Raw genomic sequence first — 19,437 nt, 5'->3', positions numbered from 1 at the left:
AAGAAGGGCGCGAACGCCCCTCTTTGATATGTTCAACCGACGACACTTACCGCACCTCGGACAGATAACGCTCGCCAAAACCGGCCTGAACTTCGGCCATCTTGGCGTAATCGACCGGCTGGGAACGCTCATATTCCGCGGCCGGAAGGAACTTTTCGGAGGCTTCCGGCGACATCGCCGATGCAATCACCGGGCGCAGGAACGCATTGGCCCAATGGGCCTGCCCCGCATCCGACATCACATAATCGAGAACCTTCTTGCCATTGTCCGCATGCGGCCCGTTTTTCACCAGGCTCATGACATAGGGAACGGCAACCGTGCCCTCGGTCGGGATGACAAAGGCGACACTCGCCTCGTCCTTGTATTTCGCACGATAGGCATTGAAATCATAATCGATCAGGATCGGAATTTCGCCCGACAGAACCCGCGCATAGGCGGTCTGTTTCGGCACGATCGGATCGTTTGCTTTCAGTTTTTTGAAAAACTCGATCCCCGGCGTGAAATCGTCAAGCGATCCACCCATCGCCCGGTTGATCGCAACCGCACCGGCATAACCGACAAACGCGCTTGACGGGTCAAGATAGCCCACCATGCCCTTGTATTCCGGCTTCAAAAGGTCCGACCAGCTTTGCGGAACCGGTGCCCCGCCAAGGGCTTCGGTATTGACAAAAAGCCCGATGGTGCCGGAATGAATGGCAAACCACGCGCCGTTCTCATCTTTCAGGCCCGCCGGGATCTTGTCGAAATTGGCCGGTTTGTAATCGGCAACAACGCCTTCCTCTTTGGCCTTGATGCCAAACGAAACCCCGTAATAGGCCACATCGGCAACCGGATTATCCTTTTCCGCCAGAAGCTGGGATAACGTCTGACCGGAATTCTTGTTGTCCTGCGGCACATCGATTTTAAGGTCGCGCGCAATGTTCTTAAGCTGCCCGCCCCAATCGGCCCATTCTGGCGGACAGTTATAGCAAATCGCAACATCTTCGGCGAAGGCAGGCTGCGCAGCCACAACAGCAAACGCCGCACCCATGACAAGTTGTTTGAAACGCACTTTTGATCTTCCTATACTCGGGTTGATGAACGGCGTCGGGAATCCCCTCGGAATGCTCCAATGGAGTCCCCGTCGCTTAGATGATGAGGCAGCAACAAACTCTGCGGGTTTGTCTGCCCCTTGATCAGGCCGCGCAGGAATGCAAGCGCCTGCCGGCCCATCTCCTGGGTGGGTTGAACTGCCGAACACAGCTTTGGCGTGATCAGCCCACCCACCGAAATTCCGTCAATACCGCCAACCGAAACATCACCGGGCACCGATAACCCATGCGCCCGGCACGCGCTGATCGCGGCAATCGCCAGCATGTCGGTCGAACAGACAATCCCCGTGACCGCATCCGGCCCCAACAGCAGATCGCGTAATGGCTCCACCAGATCGGTCTCACCAAACCGCACCTGCACCAGATGCTTCTTCTCAATCCCGGCTTCATCAAGCGCCCGGCAAAACCCGTCATAGCGCTGGCGCGACCGGTCCGAACTTTCAAACTGGCCTGCCACCATCACAAGCGACCGGTGCCCCTTGGCAATCATGGCGTTGGTGATGTCAAAGGCGGACTTTGCGTTATCAACACTGATCGCGGCGATATCGGCACGTTCGGGCTGGTTAAACAGCAACACGAACGGGATTTTCTCGGCCAGCAGCAAATCCACCACCGGATTGTTATCCGCATTGGCAAGTGTCAGGATCAACCCGTCGACGCGATTGTTCAAAAGGGCTGAAACCGCCCCCATTTCGCGTTCGGGATCATAATTGGAGGATGTCAGAAGGACGGTAAGCCCCTCGATATTGGCTTCCTGCTCGATCCCCTGCACCGATGTGGCAAATACCGGGTTGGCAAGGGTCGGCACCAGAACGCCGACCGTGCGGGTCTGGCTCATCTTCAACCGGCGGCCATTGATGTTGGGCCGGTAATTCAGATACCGCATCGCCGCGGTCACGATTTCGGCGGTTTCCGCCGGAACCTCGCCGGGGAAATTGATCACCCGCGATACCGTCGCAATAGAAAGACCGGACTTGCGCGCCACATCGCGCATGGTGGGTTTTGACGACATACCAGAACTCCTGTAACGCCCCCACCATAGGCAAGTTACAAGTCAGTCTGATAACGCATTTGTTGCCGTTTTATGAACATTTGAAACGTTTACATCGGCAGAAAACCGCGATTTCACAAAGCCGCGACCCTGCCCTGAAACCCGACACCCCAAGCCCCGGCATGGCCCCGCCCCCTTGTTTTTCCCCGCCAGCCCGGCCCCGAATATCCCACCCGTCGGCACATCCCCAACCTTCGCTCCGCCCACGACGCGCACGCCCAAAAATCGTCACCCCCGCGCCATATGCGCGGCTTTCGCGCATATACACTTGACCCGTGCCGCCCATCACCAAAATATAATTAATGATCAAAAAAGGTGGAGGCATCCGCAATGACCCCGAAGCCCCCGAAATCCGCTTTCCCGCGTCGAAAGGCTCCGGCAGCAGGAAATCCTCATGACTTTCCACCAACCGATCCGCTATGGGACAGCTTCTTTGACACACAAAGCGTCTCGGATGATTTCATGAGAACCCGCAACCAGCCGAAGATGGAAAAATGTTAAAAGCTGAGTAACCTCATAAAGGAACTGAATTTCCATCCCCCCAACCTTCGTCCAGAACCTGTCGATATTGCCTGACTAAAAATTTGCACAACACACCCCGTATGTGATCCAATCCGGCGTGCATTTCAAAGGGATATACAACGCCCCATTGCAGGAAAGGGTCGCGTCTTGAGCTGGTTGCTCTTCATGGACGAAAGTGGTCATGACCATCGCAACATGCCGATGGAGGTTCGCGGCGGCGTCGCCATTCATGCAAGTCGTATCTGGGATTTTGTCCGTGATTTCCATCAGGCCGAACTGGACTGTTTCGGGGTGCGTCTTGCGGAATACAGCAAAGAAATCAAAGGCAGCAAATTACTTGATCTCAAACGTGTCAAATGGGCGGATGCCTCCGCCACGCTTGATGCCAATATCCGCCACAACGGGGTAAGGCGCTTTCTCACAAAGGGACTGCAAAAAGAAAGTCCCGCAGCACGTGATTTTGCGGCCTACGGCCAAGCCAGCATCCTTATGGCACATGCGATCTTTGATCTTTTGCACAAACATAATGCAAAGATCTTTGCCAGCCTGATCCCGTGCGGGGCCAAGCCCCCGAAGGATTATCAATATCCCCATTTCCTGCGCAAAGATCATATCTTTTTGCAGGAACGCTTCTTCTACTTTCTGGAAATGGAACAGCAACACGGCCTGTTCGTCATGGACCAGACCGAGAAGGCAAATGACAGGCGGTTTGTCCGAAAGCTTCAGGATTATTACCTGAAAACGGCAGCCGGCCGACACAGAACACGCTGGATCGTTCCCGCCCCGCTATTTGTTGATTCGGAAATGTCGCCCGGCGTTCAGGCAGCAGATCTTTGTTTGTATTGCATCAATTGGGGATTTCGCCTGCCGGAATGGTCTTTTACCGGACCGCAACGCGACGACATCGCAATCGGCTTCGCCCCGCGCTGTCACGCTCTGCAATTTTCAGGGGACGGATATCGCGACGGCAAGACCTTCAAAACCTACGGAATTTTTTACGTTCCCGATCCGTACACTGCCCGCGACAAATAAAAAAGGAGGTAAAGCCCCGAATAATCATCCCTCAAGGCTATCGCCAAGCGGACCATCTTCGGGCCGAACCTCCAGCATCAAAATGGCACCGGCCCTGCCCTTTGTCAATATGAACCGGCTTGCACAGCACCCCTCTCCCCCCTCAACTCTGATGCAACCGCAACTCCGCCATAAAACCATCCGGCTTGCCGGGGCGCGGGGAATGGAGCGTTAATTCCCCATTGATATTGCCAACGATGGTTTTGACAATCGAAAGGCCAAGCCCCGCCCCGCTGGCCTTGGTATTGGATCGTTTGAACCGCGATGTCAGGTCATCAAGGTCTTCGGGCCGCACCGCATCGCCCGCGTTCGAAACCCTGACCGTGTCGCTGCCAATGACTTCCACCATGACCTTTTCCTGATCGCTGCCATGTTTAAGCGCGTTTTCAATCAGGTTGCGCATGCAGATCGCAAAGGCATCGTGATCGATATTGGCCGAAAGCGCAGTTGCCGATCTGGCGTCAAAGGCGATGCGCCCCGCCCCATCGGCCACCCGTTCCAGATCATCAATCACAAGCCCCAGTGTCGCGCACAGTTTCTGGTTTTCGCCGGTCGGGCTGGTGCCGACCCCGGCCTCGGCGCGGGCCAGTTGCAAAAGCTTTTCTGATAGCCGCGACAACCGTTTCAGGCTTTCCTCGGTCTGCCGGGCCCGGATGCGCCCCGGATGGTCTTCGGGCAGTTCGAGCACAAGCCTTTGCGTCTGCGCCAATGCCGCGGCAATCGGGGTGCGCAATTCATGCGCGCTATGCGCGGTAAAGGTCCGCTCGGCACTGAGTGCCGCATCAAGCTTTTCCATCAGCCGGTTGACGGCGGTGACGATGGTGCTGATTTCCTCGGGCGCATCGTCGAGTTCAAGGGGCTGCAGATTGCCCTCGCCACGTTCCTCGATTGCATCGCGGACGCGCAACACCGGGCTTAACCCCCGCCGGAGTGCTACGATCACCCCGATAATCACCGCCGGGATCAGCAGCACAATCGGCAGGAACTGCGCCATCACGCTTTCAAAAAGCGCCTCGCGCCGGTGTTCAAGCGGCTCTGCCACCTGAATGATCCGCGTGCCCCCCAGAAGGACGGCGGTATAAATGCGGAAATCCTGCTCGTTATAAAATCCTTCGATCAGGGGCGCTTCAAACGGATTTTCCTGCGCGTTATAGGACCGCAGCAAAAGCCCGCCCCCGCCCTCACGCACCTGATACATCAGGTAATCCTCGCCAAGTTCCTCGTCCCCGTCGCCATCCCCGTGGTCCTCGGTGCGGATTTCGCCCTTGGCCGGGCTTGGCAGCACTTCCTGCGCACTCCCGCCATCATGGCGTTGCAGATAGTCATCAATCAGCGGCGCATAGCGATAGGCCGTGGTGACAAGGCTGTTATCGAACGCTTCCTGCATTTCGTGATACATGCTGTAACCGGCCAGAACCGACCCCGCCAGCCAGAAGATACTGACCGTCACCGTCAATCGCCGCGCCAGCATGAATTGCAGGCTGTTTTTGGCCATCTTGCTCATAAGCTCGGATCATCCTTCAATGCGATAACCAACGCCGCGCACGGTATGGATCACCGCCTTGCCCAGCTTGCGCCGCAGGCGGCTGACATAAACCTCGACCGTGTTGCTTTCGATTTCCGCGCCAAATTCATAAAGCGCTTCTTCAAGCTGTGCCTTGGATAATGTCGCGCCCGGACGGCGCAGCAATTGATCCAGCAACGCCCATTCCCGCGATGTCAGGTCGGTCTGCTGCCCGTCGATCACAACCGACCGGCTGGCAAGATCAACCTCAATCGCACCGCCGTTATCCCCCGAAAGCCGGATCAACGGGTTCGGGTTGCCCGAATAACGCCGGGCGACGGCAAGCAACCGTGCCGACAGCTCATGCAGGTCAAACGGCTTGACCAGATAATCATCCGCCCCGGCATTCAGCCCGGCAATCCGGTCTGAAATCTGGTCCTGCGCGGTCAGGATGATGCACGGCGTCACACTGCCCGCCCGCCGCATGCCGCGCAAAAGATCAATCCCCCTGCCATCGGGCAGGTTCAGGTCAAGCAGCAGCACATCATAAGGTGTGCCGCGCAACATGATCTCGGCCTCGACCACACTTTCGGTCATGTCGACCGCATCCCCCGACGCCAGCAAATGGTCGCGCACCGCCTCGGCCAGATAACGTTCATCTTCCACCAGCAAAATCCGCATCGCGCCCCGCGTCCCCGTTTCCCGTTCGAATACGATCCCAAACCGGCAGATATGCCGTGCAAAGCTGACAACAACCTGAAGGCCGGACCAAACCCCGTTCAGCTTCCTGTCAGCAAACCGCGTCAGGATCACCCCATTCGATACGCCAACCTTGACTGTTTCAAATTGATCTTAAAGGACCCCGACAATGAAAAGAACGCTTTTCCCGACTGCCTCTGCTGCGGCCTCCGCAACCGCACTGACCTTCGCCCTTCTGGCGGGTGCCGCCTTGACCCTGCAATCCGCCCCGGCACGCGCCAGCGATGATCTGTGCAACGTCCCCAAAGCCGAATGGCAGCCGATGGAAAACCTTGAGGCCAAGCTGACGGCCGATGGCTGGACCGTCAAGAAAATCAAAACCGAAGACGGCTGCTACGAAGTTTACGCCAAGACGCCGGATGGCAAGCGGGTCGAGGCCTATTTCAACCCGAAAACCTTCGAAGCCGTCAAAACCAAAGAAGACTGATTACGGCCTTTCCAATCCGATCTTCTCGAACCGCACCCTGTTGCCCCCGCTCCGGTGATGTGACGCTCCCTCACCCGCCCATCACCGGAGCATCCGCCAAAAAGGAACCCGATCAATGCAGGTTAAAGTCTGGGACCCGCTGGTCCGTATTTTTCACTGGGGCCTGGCGGCAAGTTTCGCCCTCGCCTGGATCACCGCTGATGAATGGGATGCCCTGCATCACTGGGCCGGTTATGCCGCCGGCGGCCTGATTGGCTTTCGCCTGATCTGGGGTCTGATCGGCTCGCGCTATGCCCGTTTCTCGCAATTCATCCGCCGCCCGTCGGTCGTGATGGCCTATCTTGGCGATATCATCACCGGCCGCGAAAACCGCTATATCGGCCATAACCCGGCCGGGGCTGCGATGATTGTCGCCCTGATCATCGGCATGATCGGCTGTGCGCTCACGGGCTGGATGTACACCACCGACGCCTTCTGGGGTGTGGACTGGGTCGAAGAAACCCACGAATTCCTTGCCAATGCACTGCTTGCCCTTGTGCTGGTCCATATTGGCGGGGTGCTGCTGGCAAGCCTGCGCCACCACGAAAACCTTGTCCGCGCCATGATCAATGGCCGCAAACGGGTTGCCGGGTCTGACGATATTTCCTGATTTTTCGATGTCCCTTACGGGCGGGTTTATCCCCGCCCGTTTTTTGTGCGCGGACGCATGGCGGCGTTACGCCCTATCGCCCATCACGCGCGCCGGATTGCCGACCACCGTGACACCGGGTTCGACATTTTTTGTCACCACCGAACCGGCCCCGACAATCGCATCATCGCCGATGCAAACCCCGGGCAGGATGATCGCCCCGCCGCCGATCCAGACATTCCTGCCAATCGTCACCGGCAGCGCGATTTCAAGATGCTGCTTTCGAAGCTCCGGGTCCTTGTGATGCTGCGCGCAGTAAATCTGCACATTCGGGCCTAGCATTGAATGATCACCGATGATCACCGAAGCCGTATCAAGGATCGTGCAGCCGACATTGATGAACACATCGCGCCCAAGGTGGATATTGACCCCGTATGCACAATGAAACCGCGTTTCGATCCGCGCGTCTTCAGCACATTCCGCAAACAGCGCACGCAGCTTCGGCGCGATATTGCCGCGCTCCGACGGGCTCATCATGCTGTGTTCATGCACCGCCTCATGGGCACGGGCGCGCATGGCATCAAGTTCCGGGTCAAGGCAGCTATACCACTGCCCTGCCTTCATTTTTTCAAACTCGCTTTGGGGCATATCGATCCGGGGCGTTGTTAAGGATGGCGGGGCCCAGATTACGCCCCGCCCGCATCTCGCGCAAATAAAAGAAACCCGCATATGTGGGGGCATATGCGGGTTTTACGGCAGGTCAGATCAGGGGGGAGACATCTTCAAACCTGCCAGTCGGGTCGTCAGGGAGGCGGCAGAAAATCGTTACTTCACGACAAGCCTGTAATTGGGCGTGGTATTAAGCGGGCAGCTATAAAGATACTCACCGGGCGTAAGCGTCACGGCATAATCCTTGGTCTTGCCCTTAAGCAACCCGCCGCCCGACACCGAAATCTTCTGGCTCAATATCTTGTCGGTCCAGTCATAATCCTTGTCACGCAGCCAGAAACCGACCTCATAGGGCACGCCCTCATTCGCCACCCGGAAAATGTAATCACCGGGCGGTAGGGTCATTTCACCGGCCTTTGCCACCCGCGCATCACCGCTTTCGTTATTGATCGCAACGCAATCGGCTTTCTTGGTGCTGGTGTAATGATGGTTGGTGCCCTCGGGCTCCAGAAACTGGCAGGGCACCTGCGTGATTTCGATAACCTGCGGGGCGGCCTGCGACGGGGCGGCAAACCCTGCCAGCATCGCCATCGCAATCCCGCCACCCATAACAACCGATTTCAACATCTGCTTTCTCCGGATTGATCTTTCCATCCGGTGTACCCGCCTTTGCCCGAAACCGGAAATCAAGCCCCGATCACAGCTTGGAGAGCCGCGCGAGAGCAGCCCTCCGCGCCGCAACCTCAAAACCCACCACCGAGCCCGCAAGCCCCATGGACTCCCGCCTTCGCGGGAGTGACGAACGGATGGAAAACCCCTCCCCCCAAAAACCGTCATTCCCGCGCACGCGGGAATCCAGCCCTTCGTGCCACATCCTCAAACCCCGCCGCCGACCTCATTGCCCCTCTCAGGTCAATCCGGCGCAAACAGATCAAGGTCCAGTGTCGGCCGCTCGCCAATATCGCCGCGATGTTTGCGCAAAAACTTCGCTGCCGCCTCGCGCCCCTTGTCGCGCAGCATGGTCATGAAATCCCATTCGGCATTGAGTTTGGAGGATTGATCAAGCTCCAGCATCACATCACTTGCGATGCAATGCATCCGCATCGCCCCCCATTTGCTGGCCTCACACGCATGGGTCGGCGCATCGTGGCGCAGGATCGCAATCATCCGAAGCTCCTTCATCAGGCTGCTATTAAACGATACCTCGTTGAGCCGATTGGCAATCTCGCGCGATGTTTTCGGCACGCCGGGCCGTTTGACCGGGTTGATCTGCACCAGAACCGTATCATCCGATCCGCATTCGCGCACCAGCGGCCCAAGGCTCGGATTGCCGGAATATCCGCCGTCCCAATAGGGCACCCCGTCAATCTCAATCGCCTTGTAAATCGTCGGCAGACAGGCCGACGCCAGCAGCACATCCACCGTGATATCGGGGTTGCGAAACACCCGCCCCTGCCCGGTTTCCACATTGGTCGCGGTGACAAAAAGCTTGGCCGGGCTTTCATTGATCGCCCTGAAATCGACAACCTCGTTCAAAATCGCGGCTAACGGATTATCCCCCGCCGGGTTCAGATCATAGGGCGAAAACATCTTCGCACTCATATCCAGCCACATATAAGCCAGCGAGTTTTCAAGCGACCAGTTGCCAAACAGAATATCAATCGGGCTGCGCTGAAGCGGACTGAACCGGGCCGCTTCCGATACCGCCCGCCAGAATGTCTCAAGGTCGATCCGGGCCCCCTCATAGCCACCCTTGGCAAAGCCCGACGTCACCACCGCGGCATTCATCGCCCCGGCCGAGGTCCCCGAAATCGCCTCAACCGTGATTTCCTCATCCTCAAGCAACCGGTCAAGCACGCCCCACGTAAACGCCCCATGCGACCCGCCGCCCTGCAACGCCAGACTGATATGCTTGCGCGGCTTTCTGGCCTTGCCGTTACCATTGGTCTTGCCGCCGGTTTTGCCGTTCGCGCTCCCGCGCCCGTTCGCCTTGCTCTTCGCCGTCGACGTCTTCGCACTCTCGCTCATGCCAACTCCTGCGTCACATCACTCGCGGGCCACGCCCACCCTCATGATATGTTGCACATGCGAAGAATTGCCAGTTTGGAAGGGTTAAAATTGGCCAGGAACCGGATCAGTTTGCCCTCCACCCCACGCGGTGCAAACCAATGGCAAGCCAATGGCACACCGCCAGATACATCCCACTGTCAATTTATCAAGCTTTTCCAAACATATAAAAACACGAATATGCTTGCTTCCCTCAACGATTTTCCCCAAAAGTTCAGGAACAGTTTCAGTGCGATATTCACATATAGGGGTGGGGAAATGAACACACGCAGAATGGCTGCGGCCTTGATGCTTGGCACAATGACGGCAATGATTTCGGGGATCACTCCGGCATTTGCCGAAGATGCAAAATCCACCCAGAACTGGCAGGGCCTCTATGGCGGTCTGGCACTGGGCGGTGCCTATAGTGCCGCAAATCCGGACTCAAACGCTATCGTGTCGCCCTATTTCTTCGCGGGGGACAAGACACAGCTTGACCCGTTGCTGCAACGGAAGATCGACGGATGGGATGTCACCGGCTCGTTACTGGCAGGGTATGACTGGCAAACTGGCAACATCACCTACGGGCTTGAAGGCGATGTCAGCGTGATGGATTTCTCTGAAACCGAGAATTTCAGCGGAAACTACAACACAAATGCCAACGCGTTTAGCAGCAGCACAACCATTGAAACAAACTTCTCGCTAAGCCTGCGGCCAAAAATCGGATATGTGCAGGACAGGGTCCAGCTTTACGCCTCTTTGGGCCCGTCCATCAGCCGGTTTAAAACCACACACCGGTTCAGCGACGCAGCCCCGAACAGCATGACCTTCACCGATACCAAAACCGCCATCGGCGTTTCATCGGCGATCGGTGCGGGTTATATGCTTGACGATGGCTGGGTCCTGCGCGGCGATTATGTCTTCAGCTACTATCCCGACATCACTGATGGCAGCGACAATCTGGACAATGCAAACACCGACGATTTCAAATATGACTCGGATTTCCAATCCCATAATATCCGCATTGGCCTGATCAAACGCTTCTAGGATCAAGTCCCAGGGTCAGACCCTAGGGTCGGGATACCGGCACGCGCCAAAGTCAAAACGCACCAGAATGCCGCACCACGCCCGCCTTCTGGTGCGGCATTCTCTTTGCGAGTAACACCGCCCCTCACCCCCACTCAATCGCCGCAGGCAAATCCATTTTCGGGGCCTGTTCCATCACCATCGCAAGGAAGATCCGCGCAATCGGCGACAGGCTTCTGCTTTGCCGCGTGATGATGCCAATCGGGCGTTTGCGGATGGGTTCGCACAGCGGCACGAAGGCCAGCTTTCCGGGCGCGGCAAGGTCGGCAACCCGCGCGGCCAGTTCCGGCAGCACCGTGATCCCCACCCCTTCGGCCACCATCGCGGCCAGTGTCAGCGTATTGGATGTTTCGACAATCGGGCGCAATTGCGCGACCGGGTCGATCATCGCACTGCCCGGCCCGTCCTTGGCCCCGCCGCCGTTGCCGTTCGGGATCGCATCCGATTGGCGGGATTTCGCCATTTTCGCCACCCGCTCAATCGCCCGTTCACTGGCATTCGCCCGGCGCAAGGCCATTTGCGCCTCGGGCAGGCCAAGGGCGGCGGCGCGTTTCAGCACGTCGGAGGCCGCGACCTCCGCCGGGTCCACCGGCACCTCTCCCGCGCCACCGCCACCAGAACCGGCAGTGCCACCAGCACCACCGGCCCAGCTTCCCGGTGCCGCCATCATCGCGCGCGTGCCCGATTCCGGGCCCAGCCCGACAAAGGCCTGATCGGCCAGTTCCGACCACGCAATCGCGCGGCGCGTGGCAAAGGCATGGGTCGGGCGGCACAGCACCCCGAACCGGTCGGAAAACAGCGGGCTGAACGCAATATCGGGCAGGGCATGCCATTCCCCGGCAATGCCGAAATCCGCCTCGTTGCGCGCCACCGCCTCATGCACCTCGCCCGCGTTCAACTCGTCCAGGCGAAGCCGTGCATCGGGATGTTCATCGACAAACCGGCTGATCACGCCGGGCAGAATGCGCGTCAGGACCGAGGGCGCGGCGGCAATGCGGATCGTCCCGCCAATCCCCTTGGACAGCGCATCAAGATCGCCAAGCGCCTCTTCAAACTCGCTGATCAACCGGCGTGCGGTGGGCAAAAACCGCGCGCCCGTGGCGCTCAACGTCACCTGGCGCGTCGTGCGATCAAAAAGCGGCGTGCCCGCCACATCCTCGAACTGCCGGATCGTCGCCGTCAATCCCGACGGCGTCAGCCCCAAAACCTCCGCCGCAGCGGTAAAAGTGCCATGATCGGCGACCGCCACAAAAACCCGCATATGGCGCAAACTGATGGAAGACAGCATGTTTCATCCGCTAACTGGTTGACCGGACTGCAACACTAACGGGTAACGCGCCGATTGTGCAGCTATTCCTGCATGCGCCCGCTCATTCCGCGCCAAACCGCCCCGCCCCACGCAGCACAACACCACAGGACAGCCCGGCCCAGCGCACCGCAGCGCCCCACCACCCCGTCATTCCCGCGCAGGCGGGAATCCAGTCCTTCGTGCCGCATCCGCCAAAATCGCCACCGAACCCGCCGCCCAATGGATTCCGGGTCTTCGCCCGGAATGACGGATAGGGGATGAGCTTGCCGACGACAAAACCTCTCCCGCCCCCACCGGTTTTATATCGCCAAACGCTACTTTAAAGGGCATTCTGACGCGCAATCACACCCGCGCAAAACAGAGAATGAACCCAGGGATATGACGGAAGAAGTCGAACAGAAAAGACCAACGCTGGAAGGCGAAGCAGCCCTCAGACTTTGGCGTCAGGGGCCGGATGCTTGGAACAGTTGGATTGATCAACATCCGGGTTGGAATATCAGCTTTGAGGGTGTTGATTTCTCAACCGAGAGAGATCCTTACGGAAACCTGTCTTTCGCAGACTATCATTTCGGTGACGGCAACGTAAACTTCTCCAATGCCACTTTCGGCAAGGGCGACGTCCGCTTCTTTGGGGCGATTTTTAGTGGCGATAACGTCGACTTCTCTGGAACCAACTTCGGCGATGGCAACGTGATCTTCTATGATACCGCTTTCGGCCACGCCAACATGTACTTCGCTGGAGCCACTTTCGGCACTGGTAACGTGTACTTCTCTGATGCCAAATTTGGCAATGGCGACCTGTATTTTTATGGTACCAACTTCGGTGACGGTGACCTGTACTTCTATGATACTACTTTCGGCAAGGGTGAAATAAACTTCAGCCAGACTCAGATCAGCAACTTACATTTTAGCCCAGAAACTACAGGAACCAGCCACATTAAGGCAGAAGGATTATCCATCAAAGGTCGCGCTATTTTCAACCTTCCCCCCTCTGCTGCCCGTTTAAAATCCTTCAATCTGCACAGCGCATCTTTTGATGGTCCGCTAACTCTCAGAGGCAATCTATCAATCATCCCGGACCTGCGCGGCACCCGATACTCACATCAGGTTGATCTCAGCGACCTGAAAGTCAAACTCCCGCGCATATCACCAACACTTGGCTGGCCGCCGAAACTCTCGCTCGTGGCAGAAGACCCGCAAGACGGCGCAAGATTACGCCGCCTCAAAGAAATCGCCGAAACCAACAAGGATCATCAGGCCGCCTTGCGTTTTTCCGCCGATGAAAACCGGGCGAAACGCTGGATCGAAACCTCGTGGTTTGGCTCGGTTCTCGATATGGCCTTTAGTGCGTTCAGCAATTACGGCCAAAGCATATTGCGACCTTCTTTCTGGCTTGGCGTCATCTTTGCCCTAAGCATGTATGCCTACAAAGCCAAGCAGATACCAAAGCTCGCAACCGATGGCTGGGCGGATTGGGTGCAAGCTGCCCTGCTCTCGGCCAGCAACAGCCTGCCCTTCCTGCCGCAATCGCGCGAATTACGTACAGGTGCCTTACAAGCCCTTTACGACACGACCGATCCTAGCTCATTCATAGACGCCCTCATGATCACCCAAGGCGTTCTCAGTTTCATCTTCCTGTTCCTGATCGGCCTTGGCCTGCGCAACCGGTTCCGTCTGTAACGCGCGGCACGGTCAATCGCCCCACCCCGGTCATTCCCGCGAAGGCGGGAATCCAGTCCTTGGTGCCGCATCCGCCAAAATCACCACCGGAGCCACCGCCCCATGGCCTCTCGCCTCTGCGGGAGGGGCGGAACAACGAAGCGGCCCGCGATAGCTGGCACAAGCGATCATGTCGGGACTTCGCCGCCCCGGTTCCGGCTCACCCCACCCGCCCTTCCGGGCACAGGCCCGGTCGCCATCGCACCACAGGCACCCGATTTCGCTTCGTGGGAATGTCGGGTCGGGAACGGATCAGAGTCAGAATCAGGGGCGGAAATGTGGCTCAGACAGCATCAACAAAAATCATATGATAAGACTTTTATAATTTCCGGTAACGGCGGTGCTTCAAAGCCCTGAACACCGCCGTTTTCCTGATGGATCGGGACCATTTGCGCGCCAAAGCGATAGTATAATTTATACTAAATTCATTATACTCATATGATACGACTTTAACAAAACCGACGCCGGAGCCCTTTTTTGTCCCTTCGGCACGGTCGGCACGGGGTCGCCGACCGGGTTGAAAAATCGGATTATTCACTAAAAATGAATAATCCTTCGGAATTTTAAATTTGTCTATTTAATCGGCCTCCTGTCAAATGGGAAAAATAACGCCGCCCGCGCCGCAAAAAAGCCCAGAGAGACATCATGACCGTGCCCGCCCCGACCGCCAAGCCGACACCCGCGCCCAAACCCGCCCCCCGCAGCTTTTCGCGCTTCAACCGTCTGCCGGTCCTGACCCCGGACCGCTCGCTTGACAGTCTCACACTCGGTTTCCTCAAAGCCCTTGAAAAAGAAGGCAAATTTGCCGGTGAAATCCATGCCGATTTCCCGTCCCGCCTGATCAATGCCACCGATAACAGCGTCTACCAAGTGATGCCGACCGCTGTCCTGCAGCCCAGAAACCGCAATGATATCAACGTTGTGATGGAACTGGCCGGGCGCGAGGAATTCAGCGAGGTCAAAATCACCCCCCGTGGTGGTGGCACCGGCACCAATGGCCAGTCTCTCAACAATACCATCACCCTTGATACATCCAAGCATCTCAATAACATACTGGGTTTTGATGCCGAAAAGGGGCTGGTCCATGTCGAACCGGGCGTGGTCCTTGATCAGCTGAATGCTTGGCTCAAACCGCACGGTTTCTTCTTCCCGCCCGCCGTATCCACCGCCAGCCGGGCGACCATCGGCGGCATGATCGGGTCCGATAGCTCCGGCAAGGGATCGCGGATTTATGGCAAAACAAGCCATTATATCAATGACATGACCACGGTTCTGATCGACGGCACCGATTTCCACACCCACGCGATGAGTGCCACGGACGCCGCCGAAATCATGGCACGCGAGGATCGGACCGGTCGGCTTTACCGCAAAATCCATGATGAAATCATGCCGCGTCGCGATCAGATCAACGCGATTTTCCCGGAAATGAACCGCGGGCTTACGGGCTATAACCTCAAGGAAGCCGTTTCGGATCAAGGGGATATGAATTTAAGCTTCCTGATCGCCGGGGCGGAGGGCAGTCTTGGCATGGTCAAGGAAATCACGCTCCGTGTTATTCCGCTGCCAAAGCACAAGGCGGTCACGGTGGTGCGTTATGACAGCTTCGACAGCGCGCTACGCCATGTCGGCACCCTCGTGCAGTTTGACCCGGTCGCGATTGAGAGCATCGATGACAAGGTCATGGAGCTGGCAAAGCAGGATGAAAGCTGGCATCTGCTGGGCAAATTGCTGGGCACAGAGGGCAGCACGGTCCAGACACGCGGCTTCAATGTCGTTGAATTTGTTGGCGAAACGCCCGAGGAAGTCGCGGCAAAACAGGCCGAACTGCGCGCCTATCTTGAGGCCAACCCGGATGCCGATTATGCCCCCATCGGCTTTGTGCAGGCAACCGATCCCACGCAAATCGCCGCCATCTGGTCAATCCGGGCGAAATCGGTTGGCCTGCTTGGCAATCTGGAGGGCAAACGCCGCGCGACCCCCTTTGTCGAAGATACCGCTGTTCCACCCGAAAACCTTGCCGATTTTATCGCGGAATTCCGCGCTTTGCTCGACGCCGAAGGTCTTGATTACGGCATGTTTGGCCATGTCGATGTCGGCTGTCTGCATGTCCGCCCGTTGCTTGACATGTGTGACGAGCAGGACGAAGCGCGCCTGCGCCGTGTGTCGGACAGGGTTGTGGACCTGACCAAAAAATATAACGGCCTGATCTGGGGCGAACATGGCAAGGGTTTCCGCGGCGAATATTCCCCGACCTATTTCGGGCCGGAGCTTTATGATGTGCTCAAGCGCATCAAGGAAGCCTTTGATCCGGAAGGACAATTAAACCCCGGCAAGATCGCCTCCCCCTATTCGAAAAACACCCCGATCACCGCAATTGACGAAGCCCCGATGCGTGGCCAGCTTGACCGCCAGATCGAAGACAGGCTGCGTGATGAATACCTTAACGCGACGCGCTGCAACGGCAACGGGGCCTGCTTTAACTGGGACCTGATGGATGCGATGTGCCCGTCCTACAAAGTCACACGCGACCGCGTTCATTCGCCCAAGGGCCGGGCGGGCCTTGTCCGTGAATGGATCCGGCAGCTTTCGGTCGGTACCGATCCGCGCAATCAGGACCTCGCCGTGATCAATGCGCGCGATTTCTCGCACGATGTCTATGATGCCATGGCCGGTTGCCTGTCCTGCAAGGCCTGTGCGGGGCAATGCCCGGTCAAGGTCGATATTCCGGAAATGAAATCACGGTTTCTGGAGGCCTATCACACCCGCTACAAACGGCCGGTAAAGGACTATGTGATTGCACAGCTTGAAAGCATCGCGCCCCTGATGGCAAAGGCCCCCTTGCTTTTCAATACTTTACAGTCAATTCCGCCGCTGCCGTGGATTTTCAAAAGCCTGATCGGCCTGACCGACCTGCCGAAACTCAGCCGCCAAAGCGTGCGTTCGGCCCTGCGCAAACGCGGCATCGGCCCGTTCAAACTGGCCGATCTTGAAGCATTATCAGATGCCGATCGTGCCAAATCCGTGGTGCTTTTGCAAGATTGCTTCACCAGCCACTATGACATCGATGTTTTCACCGCCCATATCGACCTGCTGCAAAAGCTTGGCTACCGCGTTTTCGTGCCGCCCTATCGCCCGAATGGCAAGGCCTTGCATGTGAAGGGCTTCCTCAAACGCTTTGATTATCAGGCCAGACAAAACGATATCGTCTATGGCCGATTGGCGAAAACCGGCGTGCCGCTGATCGGGATCGAGGCCAGCGTGACGCTGACCTATCGGCAGGAATATGCCCAGCGCCTTGGCACGGACCGCCCGGATTACCGCGTGCATCTGTTCCATGAATGGCTGGCGGGCGAGATCACGGAAAACCGCCTCACCATGCCCACAAACAACGGGAATGCAGGGGGTACGGCCCCGGCAACCCTCTTCCCGCATTGCACGGAAAAAACATCGATCCCCGATGTCGGCGTCAAATGGCAAAAGATTTTCGAGGCCTTCGGCATCAAACTCGCGACCGGGAAAACCGGATGCTGCGGCATGGCCGGCGTTTACGGCCACGAAACCCGCCATCAGGAAACCTCCCGCGCCCTTTATGACCAAAGCTGGAAAAAGAAAGTCGATCAGACGGGCTTGGATAACATGCTCGTCACCGGCTATTCCTGCCGCTGTCAGGTCGCACGATTTGAAGGGGCGAAGCCCAAGCATCCCGTGGAATATCTGGCGGAGTTGGTCTAAGCCCCATCAACGGAAAAATTATCTCCGCTAAAAATCTATGACTTTGAAATACATAGTTCATTTTCGAGAGAAAGGATTTCTTCTTGCTTCGTGAGAGAGTTTATTTCAAAGTTTTATTAAAATTTGCCTTCAATTAGGCATCATCAGCTTTGAGCGCATTCAAAGCATACAAATACTGAGTTATAATCTTTCGATTTTAGCTAAAACCAAGCCGTATTAACATTTTCTGTCCCCCAAAAGAACGTGGAGAGCCCCCTACGATGGCAGGTAACAGAATACGACATCTTGATGCTCTGCTTGGGGTGGACGCATGGCACAAGAAGAAAAATCGATCATCAAAAATAATGACAATCCATGCGCGCGTACATTTTCATAAAGGAAGGCTCGGTGGAGGCGACAACGACAATGTCGAATTCGCAGTCAGGTTAAAAGCAGCAGAAATATTAGCTCGACCAGTTGGTGATGTTAAAATCAACCCCGAGAAAACACTTGATCTTTCTCGCGTCAAAACAGTGAATCACACAGAAAGCATTAAGGAACAGAAGTCATCCAAGGTTGGTGGAGGGCTTGCATTAATAGCCAAAACCAGCGGAATCCTCGCAGATGCAAGCCTCGTTGCCGAAGCCAATACCACAAAGCAGCACGAGCGACAGCTTACAAATAATCGCGATTTATTTGAGATAAAAATCACAACAACTTACGGCAACGATGGCAATCCAATATGGTTGTTGTCACCCGCACATGAACTACAAGCAGGAAATAGCCAAGAGGCTTTTTTAGAGGGTAGCGGATGGGATCCTAAAGAACAGCCTCTAATGACGATACGCGATGAGAGAGGCAAAGATTCCAAAGCTTTAGAACCGGAAGTACAGCTTACCATTCGGTGCAAAAGAGAAGATATCCATATTAGCGATATCCGTTACAAGGCAGAGAACCTTGAATGGAAAGATACAAAAAAGTCTGATCCCAAAAAACTATTTCTGGCAGAACAGTTTCTGAGGAACAAGCTTATGGAAACTGGCCTCTCCTTCGACAAAAGCGGAGCAAATCATAGCACGTTCACGCTATGCGATCTGTCTACGGCCCCTATGATCGAAGAGGAATGGGAAGATGAGTGATGATAAAGAATGGAATATCCCAGCCATACAACGAATCTTCTCAAGTCAGTCAACTGAAATTGCACGAATAGCTGACGATGCAGGAATAGATAAATCAAAAATATTTAAAAACATTTCGCCAATGTCAATCCCTTTCACAGATCACTCAATAATTGAATTTGACATAGATGGAACATTTACTTTATTCGGAACATTCGAAGCAGAATTTCGACACACAGACAAAAATAAAAACGTGAAATTTTTTGGTAGATTTATATCTATAACGACCAAAAAAGATTATGAATCAAAAATAGTTGAAATGGAAATAAACAAAAAAAACTCCATAAAGAAACTTATAAAAAAAGAAGAACTAGAAAAATCAATGGAAATTGATTTGTTTAACTTCAGAAACAAAGAAATATCTTCGGAAATTTCAAAAAAATCAAATCAGTACGGCGAAAAATATACACCACACTTTAAAAGCATGCCCACGTCACGACCTTTAGGATTCTTTGAGAAATTTAAACCGTACACAAGAGCAACAAAAATCGGACAGTTAAGCTTCTTTTCTGAAATCGAAGATGAAATAAAAAAGGAGATTAACATAAAAATAAAAATTGAAAACCACGAAGAGGGATTAGAAGAATATGGAAAAATAGATATTGAAGAAAAATTATGCAAAGAAATAATAAAAGAAATACAATCAAACGAAACAACCTAAACTCA

General features: G+C 55.6%; 17 protein-coding genes. 8 read left to right on the top strand and 9 right to left on the bottom strand.

The window, feature by feature from the left end:
* Positions 1-46 precede the first annotated feature (46 nt).
* Together IT971_RS07260 and IT971_RS07255 are read right to left on the bottom strand one after the other, a co-directional pair.
* Positions 47-1,051: an ABC transporter substrate-binding protein gene (locus IT971_RS07260; RefSeq protein ID WP_110252305.1), complete on the bottom strand. Its 1,005-nt coding sequence runs from the start codon at positions 1,049-1,051 to the stop codon at positions 47-49.
* An 11-nt stretch (positions 1,052-1,062) separates the two neighbouring features.
* Positions 1,063-2,103, bottom strand: a complete 1,041-nt coding sequence (locus IT971_RS07255) for a LacI family DNA-binding transcriptional regulator (protein ID WP_063093348.1) — start codon at positions 2,101-2,103, stop codon at positions 1,063-1,065.
* Positions 2,104-2,811: 708 nt separating this feature from the next.
* On the opposite strand from IT971_RS07255, the gene IT971_RS07250 reads away from it, so the two are divergent.
* The gene (locus tag IT971_RS07250) at positions 2,812-3,696 is read left to right on the top strand and encodes a DUF3800 domain-containing protein (RefSeq protein ID WP_139190011.1); all 885 of its coding nucleotides are present in this window, start codon (positions 2,812-2,814) and stop codon (positions 3,694-3,696) included.
* 142 nt (positions 3,697-3,838) lie between these two features.
* Here the strand turns inward: IT971_RS07250 and IT971_RS07245 are convergent, their stop codons facing one another.
* Complete coding sequence (locus tag IT971_RS07245; RefSeq protein ID WP_063093345.1) at positions 3,839-5,239, bottom strand: ATP-binding protein; 1,401 nt, start codon at positions 5,237-5,239, stop codon at positions 3,839-3,841.
* 9 nt (positions 5,240-5,248) lie between these two features.
* On the bottom strand, positions 5,249-5,920 hold the full coding sequence (locus IT971_RS07240; protein ID WP_040060702.1) for a response regulator transcription factor: 672 nt from the start codon (positions 5,918-5,920) through the stop codon (positions 5,249-5,251).
* A gap of 187 nt (positions 5,921-6,107) precedes the next feature.
* Here IT971_RS07240 and IT971_RS07235 point away from each other — a divergent pair, with 187 nt between their 5' ends.
* Both IT971_RS07235 and IT971_RS07230 read left to right on the top strand, forming a co-directional pair.
* The gene (locus IT971_RS07235; RefSeq protein WP_063093344.1) at positions 6,108-6,425 is read left to right on the top strand and encodes a PepSY domain-containing protein; all 318 of its coding nucleotides are present in this window, start codon (positions 6,108-6,110) and stop codon (positions 6,423-6,425) included.
* Positions 6,426-6,540: 115 nt separating this feature from the next.
* On the top strand, positions 6,541-7,074 hold the full coding sequence (locus IT971_RS07230) for a cytochrome b/b6 domain-containing protein (RefSeq protein ID WP_063093343.1): 534 nt from the start codon (positions 6,541-6,543) through the stop codon (positions 7,072-7,074).
* A 66-nt stretch (positions 7,075-7,140) separates the two neighbouring features.
* Here IT971_RS07230 and IT971_RS07225 read toward each other — a convergent pair whose 3' ends face one another.
* The 3 genes from IT971_RS07225 to IT971_RS07215 all read right to left on the bottom strand — a co-directional run bounded on the left by IT971_RS07225 (position 7,141) and on the right by IT971_RS07215 (position 9,750).
* The gene (locus tag IT971_RS07225) at positions 7,141-7,701 is read right to left on the bottom strand and encodes a sugar O-acetyltransferase (RefSeq protein ID WP_063093342.1); all 561 of its coding nucleotides are present in this window, start codon (positions 7,699-7,701) and stop codon (positions 7,141-7,143) included.
* 177 nt (positions 7,702-7,878) lie between these two features.
* Complete coding sequence (locus IT971_RS07220) at positions 7,879-8,349, bottom strand: hypothetical protein (RefSeq protein ID WP_063093341.1); 471 nt, start codon at positions 8,347-8,349, stop codon at positions 7,879-7,881.
* Between the two features lie 285 nt (positions 8,350-8,634).
* The gene (locus IT971_RS07215; protein ID WP_082822546.1) at positions 8,635-9,750 is read right to left on the bottom strand and encodes a patatin-like phospholipase family protein; all 1,116 of its coding nucleotides are present in this window, start codon (positions 9,748-9,750) and stop codon (positions 8,635-8,637) included.
* A gap of 297 nt (positions 9,751-10,047) precedes the next feature.
* Here IT971_RS07215 and IT971_RS07210 point away from each other — a divergent pair, with 297 nt between their 5' ends.
* Positions 10,048-10,815, top strand: coding sequence for an outer membrane protein (locus IT971_RS07210; protein ID WP_223305052.1), 768 nt, complete (start codon positions 10,048-10,050; stop codon positions 10,813-10,815).
* Between the two features lie 124 nt (positions 10,816-10,939).
* On the opposite strand, the gene IT971_RS07205 is transcribed toward IT971_RS07210, so the two are convergent.
* A complete protein-coding gene (locus IT971_RS07205; RefSeq protein WP_063093339.1) occupies positions 10,940-12,142 on the bottom strand; it encodes a LysR family transcriptional regulator in 1,203 nt (400 codons plus the stop codon).
* A 62-nt stretch (positions 12,143-12,204) separates the two neighbouring features.
* Positions 12,205-12,351 carry a hypothetical protein gene (locus IT971_RS07200; RefSeq protein WP_156487962.1) on the bottom strand — a complete coding sequence of 49 codons (147 nt, stop codon included), beginning with the start codon at positions 12,349-12,351 and terminating at the stop codon, positions 12,205-12,207.
* Between the two features lie 190 nt (positions 12,352-12,541).
* Between IT971_RS07200 and IT971_RS07195 the strand changes: the two genes are divergently transcribed.
* The 4 genes from IT971_RS07195 to IT971_RS07180 all read left to right on the top strand — a co-directional run bounded on the left by IT971_RS07195 (position 12,542) and on the right by IT971_RS07180 (position 19,432).
* Entirely contained in the window at positions 12,542-13,843 is a 1,302-nt protein-coding gene (locus tag IT971_RS07195) for a pentapeptide repeat-containing protein (protein WP_063093338.1), read from the top strand.
* Positions 13,844-14,527: 684 nt separating this feature from the next.
* The gene (locus IT971_RS07190; RefSeq protein WP_063093337.1) at positions 14,528-17,614 is read left to right on the top strand and encodes an FAD-binding and (Fe-S)-binding domain-containing protein; all 3,087 of its coding nucleotides are present in this window, start codon (positions 14,528-14,530) and stop codon (positions 17,612-17,614) included.
* A gap of 260 nt (positions 17,615-17,874) precedes the next feature.
* The gene (locus IT971_RS07185) at positions 17,875-18,732 is read left to right on the top strand and encodes a hypothetical protein (RefSeq protein WP_037987861.1); all 858 of its coding nucleotides are present in this window, start codon (positions 17,875-17,877) and stop codon (positions 18,730-18,732) included.
* The gene (locus IT971_RS07180; protein ID WP_037987864.1) at positions 18,725-19,432 is read left to right on the top strand and encodes a hypothetical protein; all 708 of its coding nucleotides are present in this window, start codon (positions 18,725-18,727) and stop codon (positions 19,430-19,432) included. The genes IT971_RS07185 and IT971_RS07180 overlap by 8 nt, the downstream gene beginning before the upstream one ends.
* The last annotated feature ends 5 nt before the right edge of the window (positions 19,433-19,437 follow it).

Source organism: Thalassospira sp. B30-1 (genome assembly GCF_015767575.1).
GTDB classification, from domain to species: domain Bacteria; phylum Pseudomonadota; class Alphaproteobacteria; order Rhodospirillales; family Thalassospiraceae; genus Thalassospira; species Thalassospira xiamenensis.
This window is presented reverse-complemented; position numbering and strand designations above follow the sequence as displayed.

Coding starts and splice junctions, on each gene's coding strand:
- IT971_RS07255 (WP_063093348.1), bottom strand. CDS start 2,103: ATGTCGTCAAAACCCACCATGCGCGATGTGGCGCGCAAGTCCGGTCTT.
- IT971_RS07245 (WP_063093345.1), bottom strand. CDS start 5,239: ATGAGCAAGATGGCCAAAAACAGCCTGCAATTCATGCTGGCGCGGCGA.
- IT971_RS07240 (WP_040060702.1), bottom strand. CDS start 5,920: ATGCGGATTTTGCTGGTGGAAGATGAACGTTATCTGGCCGAGGCGGTG.
- IT971_RS07235 (WP_063093344.1), top strand. CDS start 6,108: ATGAAAAGAACGCTTTTCCCGACTGCCTCTGCTGCGGCCTCCGCAACC.
- IT971_RS07230 (WP_063093343.1), top strand. CDS start 6,541: ATGCAGGTTAAAGTCTGGGACCCGCTGGTCCGTATTTTTCACTGGGGC.
- IT971_RS07225 (WP_063093342.1), bottom strand. CDS start 7,701: ATGCCCCAAAGCGAGTTTGAAAAAATGAAGGCAGGGCAGTGGTATAGC.
- IT971_RS07220 (WP_063093341.1), bottom strand. CDS start 8,349: ATGTTGAAATCGGTTGTTATGGGTGGCGGGATTGCGATGGCGATGCTG.
- IT971_RS07215 (WP_082822546.1), bottom strand. CDS start 9,750: ATGAGCGAGAGTGCGAAGACGTCGACGGCGAAGAGCAAGGCGAACGGG.
- IT971_RS07210 (WP_223305052.1), top strand. CDS start 10,048: ATGAACACACGCAGAATGGCTGCGGCCTTGATGCTTGGCACAATGACG.
- IT971_RS07205 (WP_063093339.1), bottom strand. CDS start 12,142: ATGCTGTCTTCCATCAGTTTGCGCCATATGCGGGTTTTTGTGGCGGTC.
- IT971_RS07200 (WP_156487962.1), bottom strand. CDS start 12,351: ATGCGGCACGAAGGACTGGATTCCCGCCTGCGCGGGAATGACGGGGTG.
- IT971_RS07195 (WP_063093338.1), top strand. CDS start 12,542: ATGACGGAAGAAGTCGAACAGAAAAGACCAACGCTGGAAGGCGAAGCA.
- IT971_RS07190 (WP_063093337.1), top strand. CDS start 14,528: ATGACCGTGCCCGCCCCGACCGCCAAGCCGACACCCGCGCCCAAACCC.
- IT971_RS07185 (WP_037987861.1), top strand. CDS start 17,875: ATGGCAGGTAACAGAATACGACATCTTGATGCTCTGCTTGGGGTGGAC.
- IT971_RS07180 (WP_037987864.1), top strand. CDS start 18,725: ATGAGTGATGATAAAGAATGGAATATCCCAGCCATACAACGAATCTTC.